At 55.2% G+C, this 18,440-nt stretch carries 20 protein-coding genes; 8 read left to right on the top strand and 12 right to left on the bottom strand.

Annotation, left to right across the window (positions count from 1 at the left end; translation table 11 throughout):
* Nucleotides 1-174 precede the first annotated feature (174 nt).
* A complete protein-coding gene (locus tag IEY52_RS21105) occupies nucleotides 175-387 on the top strand; it encodes a hypothetical protein (protein ID WP_189006523.1) in 213 nt (70 codons plus the stop codon).
* Between the two features lie 85 nt (nucleotides 388-472).
* Here the strand turns inward: IEY52_RS21105 and IEY52_RS21100 are convergent, their stop codons facing one another.
* Nucleotides 473-718: a hypothetical protein gene (locus IEY52_RS21100; RefSeq protein ID WP_189006520.1), complete on the bottom strand. Its 246-nt coding sequence runs from the start codon at nucleotides 716-718 to the stop codon at nucleotides 473-475.
* Nucleotides 719-816: 98 nt separating this feature from the next.
* Nucleotides 817-1,746 carry a LysR family transcriptional regulator gene (locus IEY52_RS21095; protein WP_189006517.1) on the bottom strand — a complete coding sequence of 310 codons (930 nt, stop codon included), beginning with the start codon at nucleotides 1,744-1,746 and terminating at the stop codon, nucleotides 817-819.
* Between the two features lie 229 nt (nucleotides 1,747-1,975).
* Between IEY52_RS21095 and IEY52_RS21090 the strand changes: the two genes are divergently transcribed.
* Complete coding sequence (locus tag IEY52_RS21090; RefSeq protein ID WP_189006514.1) at nucleotides 1,976-2,299, top strand: hypothetical protein; 324 nt, start codon at nucleotides 1,976-1,978, stop codon at nucleotides 2,297-2,299.
* An 83-nt stretch (nucleotides 2,300-2,382) separates the two neighbouring features.
* On the opposite strand, the gene IEY52_RS21085 is transcribed toward IEY52_RS21090, so the two are convergent.
* Complete coding sequence (locus tag IEY52_RS21085; RefSeq protein ID WP_189006511.1) at nucleotides 2,383-3,069, bottom strand: GntR family transcriptional regulator; 687 nt, start codon at nucleotides 3,067-3,069, stop codon at nucleotides 2,383-2,385.
* Nucleotides 3,070-3,615: 546 nt separating this feature from the next.
* Here IEY52_RS21085 and IEY52_RS21080 point away from each other — a divergent pair.
* On the top strand, nucleotides 3,616-4,161 hold the full coding sequence (locus IEY52_RS21080) for a hypothetical protein (protein ID WP_189006508.1): 546 nt from the start codon (nucleotides 3,616-3,618) through the stop codon (nucleotides 4,159-4,161).
* Nucleotides 4,162-4,246: 85 nt separating this feature from the next.
* Here the strand turns inward: IEY52_RS21080 and galK are convergent, their stop codons facing one another.
* The gene (gene galK, locus IEY52_RS21075) at nucleotides 4,247-5,296 is read right to left on the bottom strand and encodes a galactokinase (protein WP_189006505.1); all 1,050 of its coding nucleotides are present in this window, start codon (nucleotides 5,294-5,296) and stop codon (nucleotides 4,247-4,249) included.
* Nucleotides 5,293-6,375, bottom strand: coding sequence for a galactose-1-phosphate uridylyltransferase (gene galT, locus IEY52_RS21070; RefSeq protein ID WP_189006502.1), 1,083 nt, complete (start codon nucleotides 6,373-6,375; stop codon nucleotides 5,293-5,295). The genes galK and galT overlap by 4 nt, the downstream gene beginning before the upstream one ends.
* 410 nt (nucleotides 6,376-6,785) lie before the next feature.
* Between galT and IEY52_RS21065 the strand changes: the two genes are divergently transcribed.
* A complete protein-coding gene (locus IEY52_RS21065; protein WP_189006499.1) occupies nucleotides 6,786-7,328 on the top strand; it encodes a hypothetical protein in 543 nt (180 codons plus the stop codon).
* A 185-nt stretch (nucleotides 7,329-7,513) separates the two neighbouring features.
* Here IEY52_RS21065 and IEY52_RS21060 read toward each other — a convergent pair whose 3' ends face one another.
* The gene (locus tag IEY52_RS21060; RefSeq protein ID WP_189006496.1) at nucleotides 7,514-8,884 is read right to left on the bottom strand and encodes an AGE family epimerase/isomerase; all 1,371 of its coding nucleotides are present in this window, start codon (nucleotides 8,882-8,884) and stop codon (nucleotides 7,514-7,516) included.
* Between the two features lie 672 nt (nucleotides 8,885-9,556).
* Between IEY52_RS21060 and IEY52_RS21055 the strand changes: the two genes are divergently transcribed.
* Nucleotides 9,557-11,008, top strand: a complete 1,452-nt coding sequence (locus IEY52_RS21055) for a glycoside hydrolase family 30 protein (protein WP_189006493.1) — start codon at nucleotides 9,557-9,559, stop codon at nucleotides 11,006-11,008.
* A gap of 200 nt (nucleotides 11,009-11,208) precedes the next feature.
* Here IEY52_RS21055 and IEY52_RS21050 read toward each other — a convergent pair whose 3' ends face one another.
* The 5 genes from IEY52_RS21050 to IEY52_RS26800 form a co-directional block, all read right to left on the bottom strand.
* Nucleotides 11,209-11,484: a hypothetical protein gene (locus IEY52_RS21050; RefSeq protein ID WP_189006490.1), complete on the bottom strand. Its 276-nt coding sequence runs from the start codon at nucleotides 11,482-11,484 to the stop codon at nucleotides 11,209-11,211.
* A gap of 95 nt (nucleotides 11,485-11,579) precedes the next feature.
* On the bottom strand, nucleotides 11,580-12,026 hold the full coding sequence (locus IEY52_RS21045) for a PaaI family thioesterase (RefSeq protein ID WP_189006487.1): 447 nt from the start codon (nucleotides 12,024-12,026) through the stop codon (nucleotides 11,580-11,582).
* A gap of 174 nt (nucleotides 12,027-12,200) precedes the next feature.
* Nucleotides 12,201-13,046 carry a hypothetical protein gene (locus IEY52_RS21040; protein WP_189006484.1) on the bottom strand — a complete coding sequence of 282 codons (846 nt, stop codon included), beginning with the start codon at nucleotides 13,044-13,046 and terminating at the stop codon, nucleotides 12,201-12,203.
* A gap of 561 nt (nucleotides 13,047-13,607) precedes the next feature.
* Entirely contained in the window at nucleotides 13,608-14,612 is a 1,005-nt protein-coding gene (locus IEY52_RS21035; RefSeq protein WP_189006481.1) for a tyrosine-type recombinase/integrase, read from the bottom strand.
* Between the two features lie 156 nt (nucleotides 14,613-14,768).
* Nucleotides 14,769-15,566 carry a roadblock/LC7 domain-containing protein gene (locus IEY52_RS26800; protein ID WP_229684901.1) on the bottom strand — a complete coding sequence of 266 codons (798 nt, stop codon included), beginning with the start codon at nucleotides 15,564-15,566 and terminating at the stop codon, nucleotides 14,769-14,771.
* A gap of 948 nt (nucleotides 15,567-16,514) precedes the next feature.
* On the opposite strand from IEY52_RS26800, the gene IEY52_RS21025 reads away from it, so the two are divergent.
* From IEY52_RS21025 to IEY52_RS21015, 3 genes are all read left to right on the top strand, one after another.
* A complete protein-coding gene (locus IEY52_RS21025; protein ID WP_189006478.1) occupies nucleotides 16,515-16,856 on the top strand; it encodes a hypothetical protein in 342 nt (113 codons plus the stop codon).
* Nucleotides 16,841-17,056: a hypothetical protein gene (locus tag IEY52_RS21020; protein ID WP_189006474.1), complete on the top strand. Its 216-nt coding sequence runs from the start codon at nucleotides 16,841-16,843 to the stop codon at nucleotides 17,054-17,056. The genes IEY52_RS21025 and IEY52_RS21020 overlap by 16 nt, the downstream gene beginning before the upstream one ends.
* A 204-nt stretch (nucleotides 17,057-17,260) precedes the next feature.
* Nucleotides 17,261-17,425, top strand: a complete 165-nt coding sequence (locus IEY52_RS21015; RefSeq protein ID WP_189006470.1) for a hypothetical protein — start codon at nucleotides 17,261-17,263, stop codon at nucleotides 17,423-17,425.
* Between the two features lie 138 nt (nucleotides 17,426-17,563).
* Here the strand turns inward: IEY52_RS21015 and IEY52_RS21010 are convergent, their stop codons facing one another.
* A complete protein-coding gene (locus IEY52_RS21010; RefSeq protein WP_189006467.1) occupies nucleotides 17,564-18,367 on the bottom strand; it encodes an alpha/beta fold hydrolase in 804 nt (267 codons plus the stop codon).
* Nucleotides 18,368-18,440 lie beyond the last annotated feature (73 nt).

Genomic DNA, 18,440 nt, shown 5'->3' with positions numbered 1-18,440 from the left:
CCGGATCCGAGAGGACATGATGCCTGTGAACCATCAAACTGCTGTGTTTGGCCACCAGGGCTTTTTTGCCCGTGCAATGCATGGAGTTGCTTTGCAGTTTTCCCACCTTCCGGCTTTGCTATGTGCCATTTTGCAATGCGCCATGCCGTCCATTTCCAGAAAAGCAGGTTAAAGATGCAGCTGTACTACATCATCGAGAACAACCTCATGACCATCATCCAGGCCCCCAGTGCCCTTTCCGCACTGGAGCACTACGCCATCACCCACGGCTGGAGGCTCCCCCTGGACGTGATGCGCTTTGTGTCCCAGGGTTACTGGGAGGTCTTTGGCGGAGAAATCAGGGTGTACGACCACAACCCCCAGGAAGTGCTGATTCCTCCGCTCTGATTTCAGCTGCCCTGAAAACCAGAAACTGTCATCCCTGGCCTGAGCGCCGGGGATTTTTGTGTTCTCCAAGGTTCCCCGGCAGGTTTCATTCCAGACTGTTCAGGTCCTGCAAAGTCCGGATGGAATCCCGATGGATGAACATGTAGGGCTTCTCAGCAACCACCCCTGGAGCGTAAAAGCACCTGACCCCCAGCAGCAGGATGTGTTCTTCAGGTTTGTCGGGCAGGTGTTCCAGGCAGCCATACAGCAGATCAAACTCCTCCCAGCGTTTCTGCGGCAGCAGCTCCCCCTCAAAGCGGATGTGATCTGCAACAACCATGACCTGTCTCACAATTTCATGGTATCAGCCCCCTGCCAGAATGCCCTGATGGGCATCACAAGGGGCTGAAAGTTTTGTGCCTTGATCTTTGGAAAGGGCTTACAGGGCCTTCAAAACTGGGTTTCCCGGGGCAATTCGGGCACCAGATCCAGATGGGGGAGCTTGCTGTCTGGCAAGAGGTTCTTCAGTTCCCGAATGAAGTGACGCACTGCAGGGGTGCGCAGCCCGCCCTGCCGCACCGCAAGGTTGATGTAACGGTGCAGGGGGCTGGCGAGGGGAAGCATGGTGGCCCCTCTGGGCACATAATCAATGGCCAGTCTGGGGCTGAGGCACATCCCCAGGTTCTGGGCGACCATGTTGTACATGGTGAAATCGTCGTGGACCTTGATCACCTCGGTGGGGGCAATCTGGTGGTCTGAGAGGTACTGCATGATGCGGTTGGTGCAGTCTCCACCTTTGGAAACAATCAGGGGCTGGTTCAGCAGATCTGCCGGGTGAATCCGGTCTCCCTGCACCAGGGCGTCTGGAACCAGCACCATGTAGGGATCTTCCATGATCTCCCAGGACATGAATTCAGAGCTCTCACAGTGGGGCAGGAAAGCCAGATCTGCAGTTCCGTCGTAAATGGGCCTCAGCAAATCCTCTTTTTCACAGATGATGCACTCCAGCAGTTCCAGTTGCAGTTTGGGATGCTGCTGTTTCAACTGGGCCATCACCGGAGGAATGAGCTGGCTGGCGATGCTGCGAAAGGTGGAGATCTTCAGGATGCCCTGAATGGATCCGCGTGAAAAAGAAACCTCCTGCTCGATGCTGTCAATGGCAGCCAGGGCCGAACGCGCATGAATCACCACCTGTTCCCCCAGTGGGGTCAGGCGGGCACCAAAACGGCCCCGTTCCACAAGGGAGCTTTGCAGGTGGGTTTCCAGGGCCGACAGGGCTTCGCTGATCGAGGATTGCGACATGCCGAGTTCCAGTGCGGCTTCCGAGAAGCTTCCAGAGTCTGCAATCGCGATCAGGGCCCTGAGCTGAGACAGTTTCATGTCAACAGTGTAAACCAGCACCAAGACGCATTCCATCCGCTATTTACCTTAGATGTCCACTTTGGATCGGAAAACCCGATGTGAGGTCCGGACCTCCGATGGTTTTCCGATTGGACTTTGCGGGTCCATGGTTTATCCTGATTTCAAGGCGAACAACTTCGCCAGCATCCGCAAAAAATCCTCCGTCTCACACAGCCATCAACCCCACACCAGGGTAGAGGAGGGCATCATGCTTATTCTAGAAGCCACCGGTACTTTCGATCCCCAGTCCATCCAGTCCCTTCTGAAATCCGATGAAACTTTTGAATGCATTCCCTACGCCGCCCTGGGAGATTTCTCCCTGAGAATCCACATCCAGAAAGATTCCCTGCGTGCCGATGAAATTCTGGACGGTCTGGAAGCCCAGGGCTACGCTGTGGTGGGATACCGCTGGAAGAAAGAAGTGCGAGAGGTGGCCACCCCCAGACCTGCCTTCAAACCCGAAGTGCAGTCTGCTCCTGAGCCCTGGTACACCCGTCTGTTTGGGGCCAGAAAGCGCCCACTGACCCACTGACCCATCCAGAAACCCAGAAGCCCTGACCACCCTCAGAACAATCCGAGGGTGGTTTTGTTGTTTGTTGTTTTGGTGGGCTGAGGTTACTGCGGCGAAAGAACAGCCAGCGGAGAGAGGATGCTGTGCAAATCCACCCGTTCAAACACCCTGGGGCGGTCGGTGAGGCTTCCCTGCACGTGCTGCAGGTGCTCCCGCATGATGGCCACGGCCTCCGGGGCGTTGCGGGTTTTGATGGCCGCCAGCAAATCGCTGTGCTCCATTTCGGTGCATTCGGTGTCGCCGGTCAGTTCGTACATGGAGACGGCCAGGGCAGTGTGCCAGACCAGTTCGGTGACGAAACGCACCAGCATGCTGTTGGCGGCCATTTCAGCAATGCGCACATGAAAGAGGCCGGTCAGCCGGACCTGTTCCGGGAGGTGCTGGGCTTTGCGTGCTGCGGCTTCCTGCTGCAGGTGCTTTTCCAGCAGTTCCAGCTGGGCCGCAGTGCGGTTCTGGCAGGCCAGGGCTGCCGTTTCACACTCGATCAGGGTGCGGGCCTGGAAGATGTCTTCCACTTCTTTGAGGGTGGGGGCTGCCACCCTGGCCCCCACATTGGGGGTCAGTTGCACACAACGGGTTTCACTGAGGCGCAGCAACACTTTGCGCATCCGCTCCCGGCTGACTTTGAAAATTCTGGACAGGGTTTCTTCGGGCAGCCGGGTCCCGGGGGGCAACCGGTGCTCCGAAATGGCTGTCAGCAGCACGGTAAACAGTTGGTCATCCAGCAGCATATTTGTGTCCATTGTGTCATACCGCTCAGTTGAAAGGCTATAGTGCAGAATGTAAAAAATTTTTGGAACAAAATGCGCATTACACTGGCATAATTTCTAAAACTTTGGAAGAATTCTGCAAGATGTCAAAGAAAAAATTTACAAAATGCAGAAAAAGCTTGACATTGTGCACACCAACCTTTACACTACGGAGGACTGAGCGAGGGAACGTTCAGTCACAGGGGAACGCGTCACAACTTTAGAAGGCAAGACGTTAGGGGCAAGGGCAGTGCTGAAAAGCACTGCCCGAATTTTCGTGTTCTGAAAGTTGTTTGTGAGGCGCAAGCAGGGTTTGCACCCCGGCTGCCCAAGGATTTCCCTGAAGGCCGCATGGGGTGATCCCTGAGGGATGCACTTTTTGCTACAAATTCGTTACAATGTGCACATCAGCGACACATTTTGCACGCTGTTGTTTATTTGCAGCCACTTGCCCTGCATCCTGCACCCCTTTTCTGCAACAGCCCATTTACAAACAGCCCAATGCCCAATTGAATGCCAGGGGGAACCATGCAACCATCCGCTTCAGATGCCTACACCGAGGGCTGCATCCAGGATGCCTGCCGCCTTGCGCTGCAAAACCTCAGGGAAGCCCGCTTTCACCTTGCCCGACACCCAGAAACCGCCCAGCTTCTGCTGGACAGCACCCACGACCTGTACCTGACCGCCCGTGAACACAGCAGGCGCTCTGGACGCGAAAGTGCACTGCTGGACCGCCTGTACCAGCAATGGCTGGAAACCCAGCAGGAACTGGACCCTCTGGCCTGTCAGGACCATGCGCTGGCCCTCAGCCTGGCCAGGGAACATCTGTTCTGTTACCGCCTGCACGAAACAGGGGATCCCGGTCTGGACCGCCTGCTGCTCAAAACCGAAGCTTTCACTGCTGTGCTGCAAAAAGCTTACCGCCATGCTGCTGGTGGTGAACTGCCTGCACTGCTGCTGCAAGCGTGCCTGCGTTCCCTGAACATGCTGCAGGTGCCTGAAAAATGGGTGCGTCCCAGACAATTGGGCGCGGCCCTGCGCCAGACCCTGAGGGCAGGCCGGGAAGCCCAATAGAACATCGGTCTGTAAAAGACCACAAAAAACACAAAAGCACAAAAAGGCAGCCAGAAAAGCTGCCTTTGACTTCCCACCTGGGGGTTTACTCGGGAACCACCAGACGGCCCTCGCCACCAGCCGCATTGAAGCCCTGCAGCACATCTGCAGCCACCTGTTTTGCCGTGCCAGCTTTGACCAGGGCCACGCAACATCCACCCCAGCCTGCCCCGGTGATCCTGGCCCCCAGCACATCCTGATGGGCCTGCAGGCGCTCCACCAGGGCATCCACCTGCACATGGGATGCTTCATAGTCGTCGCGCATGCTGGCATGGGAGAGGTTCATGAGTTCGCCAAAACGCTCTGCAGTGGCGGTCAGGGCTTCCTGCACCCTGGCATTCTCGGTGATGACGTGTCTGGCCCGTTTGTTCAGGGGATCAGGAAGGCGGTCCACATCAGACAGCTGGGCGTCCCGCAGGCTGGCGATGCCCAGGATTTCGCAGGCTTTTTCGCACTCAGCACGGCGGGTGTTGTAGCCGCTTTCAGCCAGGCGGCGTTTGGCTCCGCTGTCCAGCACCAGCACCTCAAACCCAGCAGGCAGCGGAATGAGCTTGCGGTCCAGGGTGAGGGTGTCCAGCAAGAGCATTTCACGGGTGCTGGCCACGCTGGACGCCATCTGGTCCATGATGCCGCACATCACCCCTGCAAACTGGTGCTCGGCCTGCTGGGCCAGCAGGGCAATGTCCACCCCATTCAGTCCCAGGTCCAGCAGATCGTTGATGGCCCGGATCACGGCCACTTCCAGGGCTGCGCTGGAAGAAAGCCCTGCGCCCATCGGGACGTTGGAGGAGACATGGATGTTCAGGGGGGGAATGCTGGCCTTGCGTTCCAGCACCCGCACGCTGCCCTGCACGTATTTGGCAAAGCCTTCAGGCTGACCGTTTCTGGAGAGGTCCTGGCGTTCCTGAAGGTCTGCGCTGTAGATGTGGTCCAGACCGTCTTCGCTCACCGAGATGGACACGGTGGTTTCCTGCGGAATGGCGGTGGGCAGCACAAAACCGCCATTGTAATCGGTGTGCTCTCCCAGCAAATTGACCCGTCCGGGTGCGCTGCGAACGAGGGTGGGTTGATGGCCGAAAATCTCCTGAAAACTCATGCATTCACCTGGACCTGACGCAGTTTTTCTGCTGTTTGTTCGGGAAGGGTGTCGTTTGCGAAAATGCCAGCGCCCAGTTCGGTGCCCGCCAGGAACTTCAGGCGTTTCTCGGCCCGCAGGGCAGGGTAGATTTCAATGCGCAGGGGCCATTCAGGGTGAGCCTGCCCATCGGTGGGAGCCTGGTGGATGGTCATCAGGTAAGGCATGGGTCCACTGAACAGGTGGTCCAGGCGGTACAGGGTGTCTTTCAGGGTGTGTGCAAAGTCCAGTCTGGCTTCTGCAGAGAGGCTGGACAGGTAAGGCGCGGGCACCGTGGGCATCACCCAGGTTTCGTAAGGGTAGCGGGCGAAAGGGGGAATGAAAGAGATGGAGTGTTTCCCTTCATGCACCAGACGGCCTTTTTCCTGCAACTCGGTTTGCACCAGGGCCTCTCCGATGTTCTGGTTGTTTTCCTGGTGGTACCGTCTGGCCGCATCCAGGGCTTTTTGCTGCACCGGAGGAATGAAAGGGTAAGCGTAAATCTGACCGTGCGGGTGGTGCAGGGTCACACCCACCTCCACCCCTTTGTTTTCAAACGGCAGCACGTACTGAATGTTTTCCTGGTTGCCCAGTTCTGTGGTGCGGTCTGCCCACACCTGCAAGAGCAGTTCGATGTGTTCCACAGGCAGGCTGGACAGCAGCGTATTTGCGTCCTGGGTGAACACCACCACTTCACAGGTTCCGTTGGCAGCCTCGGTCAGGATGCCGTCCAGGGCAGGTGGGTTGTGGGAGGTGAGGGCCATGCTGGGAAACCGGTTCTGAAACACTGCAATGTCATAACTGCCCTGGGGCAATTCGGTGGGGTTTTCAGGGTCCCGGGTGGGGGCCAGGGGGTTGTACTCTGGGGGGGGCATGAAGGTGCGGTTCTGGCGGTGGCTGGCGTACAGCACCCATTCCTGACGCAGCGGATGGTAGCGCATGTGCGGGTTGGCTTCCACGGGCTCGTTGCTGGGACTGACCGCTTCTGCATGCTGGAAGTCCTGCGACCCATACAGCCACAGGGTGCGACCATCTGGTTTGGTGAGGGTTTTTTTGAACATCTGGATGTCCTTTCTGATCTGCCCGACCGTTCCCGGGCAACTCAGGCCTGGGCCTGCACATTGCTGCTGGGAAGTGAAGTTGGGAGCGGGGTTTCGGGCGGGAGGCTCAACGGTTGAACGCTTCTTTCATTTCCTTCGTTATTTTCATTATCTGCAATTTGGGCAAAGTGTCAAGTTGTTCTGCCTAGAACGTTGGATGAAGGGCAGATGCAGGCAAGAAGCTGCTTCATCCACAGGAGGCTTCTTTATGTTCATTGACTGCATGCATTGAACATTGAGCTTTCTTACCCTGAAGACAGGGCATCATCCGAAGCAAAACTGCCACAAAACCGCCTGTTGAACACGTTCCATGCAAGAGCGCAAGGCAGCAAACAGCAAAACCGCTTCGGGTGATCCAGAAAGGATCTTCCATGTTTAACAAACGTTCAATTTCTGCTGGGTGTGTGATGATTTTCGGGGTGTTGCTGGGCACTTCTGCTTTTGCCCAGTCCTCTGAGTACATTCATTTGCTGCAGCCCACCACCGTGTATGTTGCAGCGCAGGGCAAAGTCAATTTCCCCTTCACCTACCAGAGCGTGGCTCCAGAATCGGGCAGCAAGATGTACCAGAGTGGAACGGTCAAGGCCTACTTTGAGCAACTGAAAGAGGTGGCGGTCTCCAACGGGTACACCCGTGCCTGCATCAGCCGGGAACTGCATTACCTGCCCGGAAAAAACCAGCAGGACCTCAAAACCAGAGAAACCCAGTGGATCAGCGCTTTCAAGAAAAGCCCCACCTTTTACACGGTGCTGGATCAGGTGAAAATACCGGCCTTCGAAACCACCGAAGGCCGGGTGGACGGCACCATATACCTGCTGAAAGTCCCTGGTCTGAAGATGACCGAAGCTTTCGGATTTTTCAATGACGATGGTCGCAAGCACACCTGGGTGCTGCAGTGCGGCTCGGGCAGATGAACAGGGTCGGCAAACAGGACATTGAAAACAAAAATTAAACAATAAATAATTCACAATCAGTGCTTCCTCCAAATCCAACTTCATTTGCATGTCAATCCACAGCAACAGACAGCAACAGACACGGCACCTCTGAGATCAGGCCAGAGGTGCCGTGTTTTCCATGGCGGTGCTTTCAAGAAGAGAGATCAGTTTTGAGCAGGGGAGAGGCAGGTGCTGGTCTGGTTCCCCATGGCTTCGGGGTATTGTGCAGCAAGCCTCAGCACTTCTGCGGCCAGCATGGTTTCATGGTAGTTCATGGTCCAGATGTTGCCTTTGGAACCATCAAAGACCCTCAGGTCACCCACGTGCACATTCTGGTACCAGCCGCCGTACTGGCTGTCCACAAAATGGTTCTGGATGAAGTTTTCCTGCCGTTTGAATTCTTGCAGGGTGTCGTCTTTGCGCACCACGGCAAAATGCAGGAAAGCCCGGGCGGCTTCACTGTTGGCCCACCATACATAAAAATCGTTGTCGGGGTTGCCTTGTAGGGGGGTTCCATCGTAATCGGTGACCTCGTACTGCATGGCTCCAGTGTCGGGGTTGAGGGTGTGCACCTCTACAAACTTCTTCAGTTTCTGGGCGGTGTTCAGCCATGCTGGATTGAAGCCACGTTCTACTGCGCGTGAAATCAGGTAGGCCAGTTCGATGTTGTGCCCGGTGCTGGCCTGTCTGGCGGTGGTCCACTGGGTGTTGCGGGTGTAAGGTTCCAGAGCAGGTTGCCAGTTGGCGTCGTAATTGTAGGCCACATAACCCTGGTCTGTGTGACCCGTTTCATTGTGGTAGAGCACCCGCTCCAGGCTGTTGCCTGCCTGCTGGATCAGGCTGGCCACGTGTTGCTGGGGTTCGCCTGACAGCACATCGTGCAGGGCCAGCAGCGCTTCAAAGTAATGGGTGAAGGTGTCGATGTTGTTGTACCCCTCAACTTCACTGAAATCGAAATTGAATCCAGGCAGCACAATTCCGGGGTGGTCTGGCACCACAAAGTGCTTTTCCAGCACCTCCAGTTGTTGCAGGGCGAGATCCAGGTATTGGGGATCCTGAAGAACGGCGTACAGCTGCGCCAGTGTGAACAAACCAAACACATTGCCATATCCCTGTTTGCTGCGGCTGGTGGGGTTTCCCTGGCGGTCTGCTTCCCAGTAAAATCCACCATTCTGTTTGTCCCAGAAGCTGTTCAGGTAAAATTCGGCACCTTTTTGTGCTGCAGCTCTGAAGCGCTGGGCTTTGCTGGCCCGGTAGGCTTCCAGGTTCATGTAAATGGCACGGGCCTGGGCCACCGAGGTGATGCGCTGGGAACCGGTCTGTTCCCAGTCCCGGGCCAGGTTGGCCTGAAAAAAGCCTGTAAATCCCGTCTGGTAAGCTCCCATTCCGGCCAGTCCATCCAGGCCGCCATTCCACAGATCCACATGGTGGACCAGTTGCTGGCAGTAGGTTTCCACCTGAACAGGGGGTGGGGTCTGGGCCAGGGCCAGGGTGCTGAGGGCAAAGGACAGTGAAGCCAGAACACGTTGCGGCATGACAGTTCTCCTTAAAGGGCAGGCAAGACATTTCTGTTTACTAAACTATCATCAGTTTAACGTAAATCAACAGAAAGTCCAGTCTGTTACACCCATTCGACTAGACCTGTGTCAGGCTGCCTTTCCAGCAGCAAAAGACACAAATGTAAACGCATACAATTCAGGGTTCTTGAAAACGTGTTCTGAAACTGTTGTGAACCTGGCTCAATCAACCCACCCCATCCCTTTCTGGCACGACAGTCTGAGCTGGGCAGCTGGATTTTCTGTGCATGCAGACAGCAGAAAACCTGTATGGTGCAGGAACTTGTTTTGAAAGAATGCTGGGGTTGCAGCAGTGAAACCGGCTTTGAAACTTCATGCGGAGACTTGACAAATGCACGGGCAGAAGGTAAGGTCAGGATATAGCCAACAGCCAAATCCCTTCACCCATCCATCCGGTGAAGCTGAAGTTTTTGTGACTGCCAGATCCATCAGTCAACACCACTGATGGTCTGAAACATGGTCTGAAACAACCTTCAGCTTTTGCTGGTGAACCCAAGGAGGTCCACCTCACCCCGATCCTGCGCTGGTCTCGAAATGTAAGCGGCTACATTTTTATCACCAGAAACTCATCAAAAAACGTCCCTCACAAGACCCCCTCAGCGATTGTTGTTCTTTGCAAAGGAGTGCTTCATGAAAAAATCCCAAAGCCTGACCCTGCTGACCCTGACCCTGGTCGTGCTGACCGCCTGCAGCACCAGCAGCACACCCGCTGGGAAGGAACCCAATGTGGCTCCTGGTGTCATTCGCCCGCAATCCAGCACCGCAGCAGACGTGTGGGTGACCCACCCGGACCGCAGCCGCCTGATTTCCTGGGACGGCACCAGAACCTTTGCCGCAGATGGCAATGTCACTGCCTCCACCCTGAGCGTCAACGAAGGCCAGACGTACCAGACCATGGAAGGCTTCGGGGCCTCCCTGACGGACTCTGCAGGCTGGCTGATGTGGTACAAGATGAACGCCACCCAGCGCAACAACCTGATGCAAAGCCTGTTCGGGTTCAACGATGGCAATGCGGGGCTGAGTTTCCTGCGCATTCCTCTGGGCGGCAGCGACATGGCCCTGTCACACTACACCTACAACGATGGAGCAGCAGACCCGAACCTGACGCGCTTCTCGATTGGGCATGATTTGACTTACATTGTGCCGCTGGCAAAGCAGGCCAAAACCATCAACAGCAGCATCCGCTACATGGCCACCCCCTGGAGCCCACCGGCCTGGATGAAAACCAGTGGCAGCCTGAACAACGGCAAACTGAAACCAGAGTACTACCAGACCTTCGCCAACTACCTGAAGAAAGCCTACGATGCCTACAATGCCCAGGGGGTCAAATTCAATTACCTCTCGGTGCAGAACGAGCCCCGCTTTGAACCCGGAAGTTACCCCGGCACCCTGTACGAATGGTATGACGAACTGAACCTGGTGCGCGGAAATGTGTTTCCGACCTTCAATGGCACCGGCGTGAAATTCCTTGCACTGGACCACAACTGGGACCTCTCCTGGTACCCCAAAGCCATCCTGAATGAAGGATCTGCCTATTACGAAGGCACCGCATGGCACTGCTATGCTGGCGACAAAGCCGCCATGACCGATGTGCGCAACAGTTTTCCCGGCGAAGGCGTGTTCCTCACAGAATGCTCTGGAGGGTTCTGGGCCACCAACTTCGGGGAAAACATGAAGTGGCAGATGCAGAACCTGTTCATTGGAGGCACCAAAAACTGGGCCAAATCCGTGCTGTTCTGGAGCCTGGCCCAGGACCCCAGCGGAAACCCCCACCTGGGTGGATGCAGCAATTGCCGTGGGGTGGTCAGCATCAACCAGAGCAACGGGGCAGTGACCTTCAATGAAGAGTACTATTCCATTGCCCACTTCGCCCGCTTTGTGTGGCCCGGAGCCGTGCGCATTGGCACCACAGACTCCAGCGATGGCAAGTTCATCGGGGTGGCTTTCAGGAACACCAACGGAGCCAAAGCCCTGGTGGTGTTGAACCAGAGCAGCAGCACAGCCACGTTCAAGATGGTCTGGAGTGGCAAATCCATCCAGCAGTCCCTGCCTGCCAATGGGGTGGCCACCGTTTTCTGGTGAAGTCATTTGTAGGCGAGAGAGGGGGACAGTGCATGCACTGTCCCCCTCAGATGTTGTTTCTGTCAGCAAATATTAAACAATAAATCTTTCACAAGCAACACCAATACAAACAAAAGAACTTTTCTCTCCAGAAACAAAAAGCTCAGCCCTATTGCCTGTTTCTGATTTGCTCTTTCTTTACCTTTTCACATACACCCAGCTCAGACCACAATGGGCGCCCCTGAACTGTCCAGAGCAATGTCTGGCTGCACATCGCTGCGGGTGGTGTCCACCGTCAGGGCATTGCCGTAAAAATCCATGTCCGGAACCCCTTCGGTGTAATTGACCATCAGGGTGAAACTGTAAGGGGCCAGTTTTTTCTGGGGAAGGACACACTGAAGGTCATGACAGCACTTGCACCGCTGGCCAGTGACTTCTGGAACTTCCTGGCCGTAGGGTTTCACCTCGGTGATTTCCAGACCAGCAGGATCGGTCACGGCATAGTCCTTGACATCCAGACCATTGCGGTAGGTGGATTCGGTGTAGGTGGATTCGGTGGTGAGGTTTTGCAGGGTGTTTGGATCCGCACCTTTCAGCGCTTGATCACCTGGCAGGTGCAGCGGGCCAGGCAGGTTTCTTTGCCCCGTTCATCCCTCAGCACAATGTTCCAGACCATCACAGAGCGTCCCTGGTAGGCCAGGGTGGCTTCTGCCTGCACGGTGCCAGAGGTGACACCCCGCACATGGGTGGCGTTGATGTCCACCCCCACCGCCACCTGGGTGGTGACATCCAGGTTCAGCCAGGAGCCCACACTGGCGAGTTCTTCGGCCAGGGCAATGCTGGCCCCGCCATGCAGCCTTCCTGCAGGTTGACGGTTGCCTTCCACAGGCAGGGTGGCCAGCACCCTCTGGGGGTTGGCGTGGGTGATCACCACCCCGAGTTTTTCACCCAGGGTGCCTGGAATTCCGGTGAGGCGGGCGGCCAGCATTTCAGGGCTGAAGGTCTGGATTTCCTGTGGGGTGGGGAAGTTGGGGTTCATGGGTTCATTCTAAGGTTCATTCTGGGCTGGAGTGTGGGCAAAAAACGCCATAAAAAAATGCAGGTGTTCCCTGCATTGGTATGTTGAGATCATCATGGCAGTGTTTTGAACATCAGGCAAACATGGCATTCAAGGGTCCAGCAAAAGGATCAAAAATCAGAGGTCCAACGGAAATCAGGCGTGAAAGTGCAACAGGTCATTCAGCTGGCGGCGGCGGTCCTGGTGGTTGTAAGGGTTGGCAGGATCATTGAGGCGCATGTGGCGGCTGAGGAACACCCGGTGCTGGGAGGTGTAGGCTTTCAGCCAGCCGAACATGGCCCGCTGGTCGCTGTCGTCTCCTGATTCTCCGAGTTCCAGGCTGGCGCTGCGCACTGCAGACTGGGCTTCAGCGGCGAGTTCCAATGCGTGACGCACGGTGGTGCCGGTGCGGTTGAGGTAGCGGGCAACATCGGCCAGCACAAAGTAGTTCTGGGCCATGTTGAGCAGCTTCTCCTGGCCCAGGCGAGGGTTGAGTTCCTGGTGCCAGGTGTAGCGGCCTTCCAGGTTGCGCAATTCACGGGCATATTGTTCGATCAGGGTCTGGTCTGCTTCAGCAATGGCTTCAATCAGCTTCCCTTTGGTGGTGCAGCGGTTAATCACACCAGCCAGAATGTCGTCGGGTTGCAGGGGATAAATGTCTGGTTTGGGTTCGATGCGGGGTTCCGGGCGGGAGTCGGGGAGGTGGAAATCTGTGTGGTGGGTTTCCAGCACCACCGAGGGTGCACTCTGTGAGGGCATGGTGGCATAGAAGTGGTCCATCAGGTCATCCAGCTCGTCCGGTTCTGCAAATCCGGGAATGGTGGGGGAGGCAGGGATGGGATCGGGTTTGCGGGCCTCGCTGCTGTCTTGTGCGGAGAGGTTGAGGTGCATTCCGATGATCTCATGGGCCAGGTGAAGCAGGTCCCTGGCGAGGGAAGGATCCTGTTTCGCCTGTTGTATGAGCGTTCTGGCAGATTGAATGATTTGGTCCTGGTCAGGCATTTGCAGACCATTATGCAACGTTTGGGGGTCCCTTGGCGATATTGCCAACACAACAACATCCTGAACGTGGTTTTTCTGCCCCTTCAATTTCAGCAGAAAAGGCAGCAGAGGAGGTCTGTGTCGCACATCTGGGCTTCATACCCTCCTTTGGCTGGTGCTGATGCACCTGAAGAAGTCAGGTCGGGTGTTGCAGCAGTCTGCTGCAGGCTGGGAACCGGTTCTTCAGATCTTCCAGAACCAGCGCAACGGTCTCTGTTCAGTCTCTGTGTTTTGGCTTACAGTTGGCTGCGGCCTGGTCCACTTCACAACCTTGCATGATTTCGGGCTTGCATGATTTCGGATCTGTTTGCTTGCCCATTTTTCATGATTTCCAGACCCAAACTTGATGATCTGGGTTTCACATTGCATTCACAGCAGGTCACCTTGTGAACCCCTTCTGAAAATGCTTTGCTGCAAGTGCTTGAACAAACCACCTTCTAAAATCGCTTTTAAGGCCCCTCCATTTCAAATCAGATACCAGAAGACCTGGAAAAATGGTCAGGCCCTTTCATGCTTTCGACTTCACCAGCCAGAAAGTTCATCTTTCAGGTCATCTGCAGCAGGCCTGGCATATTTGCGGGTGGTGTCCACAGAAGCATGCCCCAGGTGGTTGGCCACCCGGGAGAGGTCCTTGACCTGCTCCATCAGGCGGGTGCCCGCGTACTTGCGAAAAGCGTGAAACCCCCGGAAGCGCACCCCGGCCTGCAAAGCCACCCGGTCCATGTGGTAATGGGCGGTTTCACGGGTGCCAAAAGAAAACAGTTGCCCTTCGGGCCGGCCTCCCAGTTCACGGCGGTATTCGCGCAAAACCTGCAGCAGGGAAGAAGAAATGGCAATGGTGCGGGCCTTGCGGCCTTTGCCCTGGTTGACCCTCAGGCGCTTGCGGGACTCATCCAGGTCCTCCCATTCCACCGCCAGGGCCTCGCTGATGCGCAACCCCCCGTGAGACAGCAGGTAAATCAGCACTTTCATGGAGACCTCGGCGTGCTCCAGAAAAGCATCCACCTCATCGTCTCCATAAGGCGCATTCTTTTCCAGGCTGTGGGTGTTGTCTTTGGGCAAACGCACGTCCTGCAACGGATCTGCTTCGGTGGCTCCGGCCCAGCGCAGGGCTTTGTACAGCGTTCGGACCGCCGCCACCCGGGAACGCACCGTATCGATGCTGAGTGTTTTGGGTTTTTTGGGTGGGCGGGAGGCTTTGGGGTTCACGGCAGGCGTGACCAGCAAGGTGTTCACCCAGATCTGGGGATCGTCCCGTTTGGGGTTGAGCAGGTTCCAGGCGTTGTGGTCGGCGTACTCCACGAATTGCCGGATGCCGGTATGGTAACTGCGGATGGTGTGGGTGCTGGTCAGAATCTTGTTCTGGGCATACAGGGTCAGGTAACCCAGCACGATTTCCCAGAGCACATCAAAGTTTTTTTCGGCGCAGGCCTTTACTGCTTTCTTGCGTTTGTCTTCGTCGGTGAGGTTGCTGAGGTGCCTTGCCTGCTCGAGTTGCCCCCGGTACAGATCGAGTTCCAGTGCCATGCCCCAGCATAGCAGAAGGAGCAGATAAATTCTACGATAATTTCACTTATCGTAGAGAGAACAGGAAGAAACCACAGCAACCTCAAAAACCTGAGACATCCAATGCTTCTGGATGTCTCAGGTCCCGTGTGCAAAATTCAGAAGTTCAGAAAAGGCTCAGACCTGAACCGATGCCCCCAGGGCTTTGAGTTTGTAGCGGGCCAGGGCCAGATTGGCCCGGTCTTTCTGCAACACCAGATACATGAAGAGCGTCGAGTTGGGCACGGTGTAGATGATGTGGTACTGGGTGTCCAGGGTGATCAGGATGTCCTCAATGCCGCCCTTGATGCCCAGAGAGTCCATGGTGCGCATCTTGGCCCGCACCACATCGGTGTTGCCTGCAGCGGCCAGTTCCAGGTTGAGTCCTGAACCCTTCATGCCCAGGGCCATGCCACTCTGGTAGTCAACGAGTGCTGCTGCAGTGGCGCCATCAATGGTGCTGAGTGCGGAATCCAGGGTGGCTTGAATGTTGGACATGTCCAGTGCCTCTCTTTCTGAAACTTGGGGAGCAAGGGCGACGGGTTGAACCTCCTCAGTTTCAGGCTGAGCAGGAAGAGCGGTGATGTTGGGGTGAAACTCAGCCTGAACCCCTGCTGTTGTGGGCGCAGGGTCGGTCATGGGGGCAGTGGTCTGCAAGGGCGTTGAAGGTGGAGCTTCAGCCACCAGGGGTTCAGGTACATCCAGTGCACCAGGCCTTCCGAGAGACAGTGGTGTCACTGAAGGGCTGCCCACAGGGACGGGCAAAGGGGGCGCAGGAACCCCTGAAGGCTCTGCCAGGGAAAGCCGCAGGCTGGCAGGTGATCCATGCATCAGGTTGCGCAACAGTTCGTTGTGGGGATCGTGCGGCTGATGCTGGACCCGAACGGGTTCGTCTGGATGCTCTTGAATTTTGGGTTTGGGTTTTCGAAAGAACACCTTGTCCTCCAGTGGGATGCTGAGTGGGGTCTGGGTGTGCTTACATGGGACATGAAGACCTTGCACATGCAAGCAGTGTCAGGGGCCGCTGGCATGTGGGGTGGCATGTGGGGACGTAAAACCTCAGGGCGATTCATCCCCTCAGGGGGAAACCACCATCAAAGAGCGTGGCCGGTTCAGGGATACACCATCAACCATCCTGTCTCCTTCTTTGTTTTGCATGTGAGGTGCTACGTTATCGTTATAACACTTTCATAATCAATTGTACAGACTTTTTTCGATTTTTGGGGTTCTAAAGTTGTGCGATCCCAAAATCTATCATGTTATTCACATCTTTATTTCATGCGTTTTTTATTCACTGACACAACAAAGAAAGACTGAGCTTTTTGGGTTGTTCATGCCCTGCATTTTGATGGTCCCCATGAAACAGATCGGACACTCTGGAAGAAAAGCACGATCAGAACAGAATTTTTTCGCTTTGCATCACCCAAAAAAATTGCCCTGAATCTCCATCTGTTGAGCCAGACATCTGAACAACCTTTTTTCCACTGTATTTTTCCAGGAAACATCTTTCTGCAAGAAAAAAACCTGCATCACCCATTCCATTAACATTTATCAAACGTTGAACAACACCGAAACAGATTGTTGGAAATGTTCCAAAAATTGATTCAGAGCAATCAACAGATGTCTAGACAAAAAATGGTTTTGTAAGAGAGATGTAAAGTTTTCCGATCCAAAGAACCCACCCCTAAAAACCAGAAAGGGAGGCTTTTTTCAGCTTCTTTGACCCCATGCTCCTTCTGTCAAATGGATGCCACTGGTTTACTGGGTTCAAGGCAAACACCAAGTTGTGATTGAGGTTTGCCAAAAGTGTTGTAAGGCTTTTGGCGCAGGACCCTAAGCCACCCTGAGCATGCACTTCTGACCACAAGTCCCTAAGCTGGAACCATGGCCAGGCTGAAAGACCCCCGTGCCGAAAAAGAACGCGACTACCAGCACCAGCGGGTGATCGTGGCTCAATATCCGCACCTGTACGTCAAGGCCCGGCGCAAGAAAAAGCATGGGACCAGCCGCAGCCACCGCCGCAGAACCCGCCAGGCCCTGCAGGCCAATGACGGGGCTCAAGATTATGCCGAAATCGACAGCATCGACCGCAAAGACAACACCATGCATTATGACGATCAGACTGCCCCACTGAGAACAGCATTGCAATACAAAGTGCAACGGCGGGCCCGCACCGAAGCGTACAGAAAAACCGACGCTGTCGAAAGTAGTTGCAGGACCTGCTGAAACGCACCCAACGTAACGCCCTGACCCGCGAAGTGGCCACCGTTTACGATGTGCTGTTGCATGGCCAACCGATTGATGGCTCTGCACTTCCCTGGCAATTGAACACCTCTTACCAGGCCTGGCTGATGTTGTTTCTGGAACTCCATCCTGAGTGGCGCAGCAAAATTGAAAACTGGTCCGCAAAGGTGCTGGCAGACTGAGGGATGGCCAATCCATTGATTCTTGCAAACATATGTTCCAAAATCCTGGGCATGTCCTGATGTGTGGATTGTGAATCAAAAATCAATTGTTTTTATTTGTGAAAATTATATTTAAATACAGATGTGAAGCTTTTTGATGGACACAAAATGCTATACTGACCCCAATCAGGCCAGTCCTTTGCCCGCTGGCTGCAAGGAGTTCAAATGCAACGCACCTCGACCATCGATTTCATGACCTATGTGATCATGCTGGGTCTGGCCTCTTCCCTGTTTGGCAGCCTGTTTGAGCTGAAATGGTTGCAAGCCATAGGACCCGTCCTGGTGATTGTGGGTTTTGCAGGCATTTCCATGGTGGAGCGCAAAAAATAGCTGGAACAGCCGGAACGCAAAAAATAAATTTCTGTTGTTGATGCTTTTGATCACAAGGCCCCAGAAAATACACCTCTGGGGCCTTGTGATCGCCTGGGAACTCAGGAGAATCAGCAGTCTGCTGGTTGCGATTTATTTTTATTGCAAGAAGCTTTGCAGGGCAGTCAGCAAACGGTCGGGCTGCTCCACCTGGGGCTGGTGGCCAGCTTCAGGAATGGTCACAAATTGGGCCTGTGGGAAAGCTGCAGCATAAGCCTGTCCATAGGTGAGATCCACAATGCCGTCGCTTTCGCCCCAGGTCACCAGCACGGGAACCTGCACTTCAGACAGTCTGGGATGCAGGTTGGGATCGGCCATTTTCAGGTTCTGGTCGTAGAGGGCCAGGGTGGCGAAATTGGCAGCCCGCAAAGCCATCAATTCCGGGGTGAGGGGCACCTGCTGAACGGCTTCCGGGCGGTGGAAACTCAGGCGGGCCAGTTCTGCGGGGGTCACGTTGAACACATCGGTCACCGGGTGACCGGGCACCTCGATGCCCACGGCATTGACCAGCACCAGTTTGCCGATTCTGGAGGAATCGTGCAGCACCAGTTCACTGGCAATCCAGCCGCCCATGGAAAATCCCATCACCACCACCTCTTGCAGGTTCAGGTGTTGCAGAAAAGTCGCGTAAGTGGCAGCCAGATCTTTGATGGTGTTGTGTTGTTCAGGGCGGTGGGTTCCTGAAAAACCCGGATGAATGGGAATGAACACCTGGTGCCGCTGGGCCAGGCGCTGGGCAAAAACCTGCAGCACCTGAGGACCGCCACCACCATGCAGGAGCAACACAGGGCTTCCCTGTCCAAGAATTTGCACTGTCAGGGTGAGCCCTGCAGAAAGTTGAAGAATCTGAAGTCCGGAGGCAATGTTCTGGGTGCTGATGTTTTGGGTTGAATTTGCAGTCATGATGAATCCTTTTCCTGAACACCCGCAAGGTTCAGTGGTTTGATGCCAACATTCTATATCAGGTTCCTTATAT

Origin of the sequence: Deinococcus roseus (assembly GCF_014646895.1) — a bacterium.
Lineage (GTDB): Bacteria > Deinococcota > Deinococci > Deinococcales > Deinococcaceae > Deinococcus_C > Deinococcus_C roseus.
The sequence above is the reverse complement of the archived record's forward strand: the minus strand, read 5'-3'. Positions and strand labels throughout refer to the sequence as shown.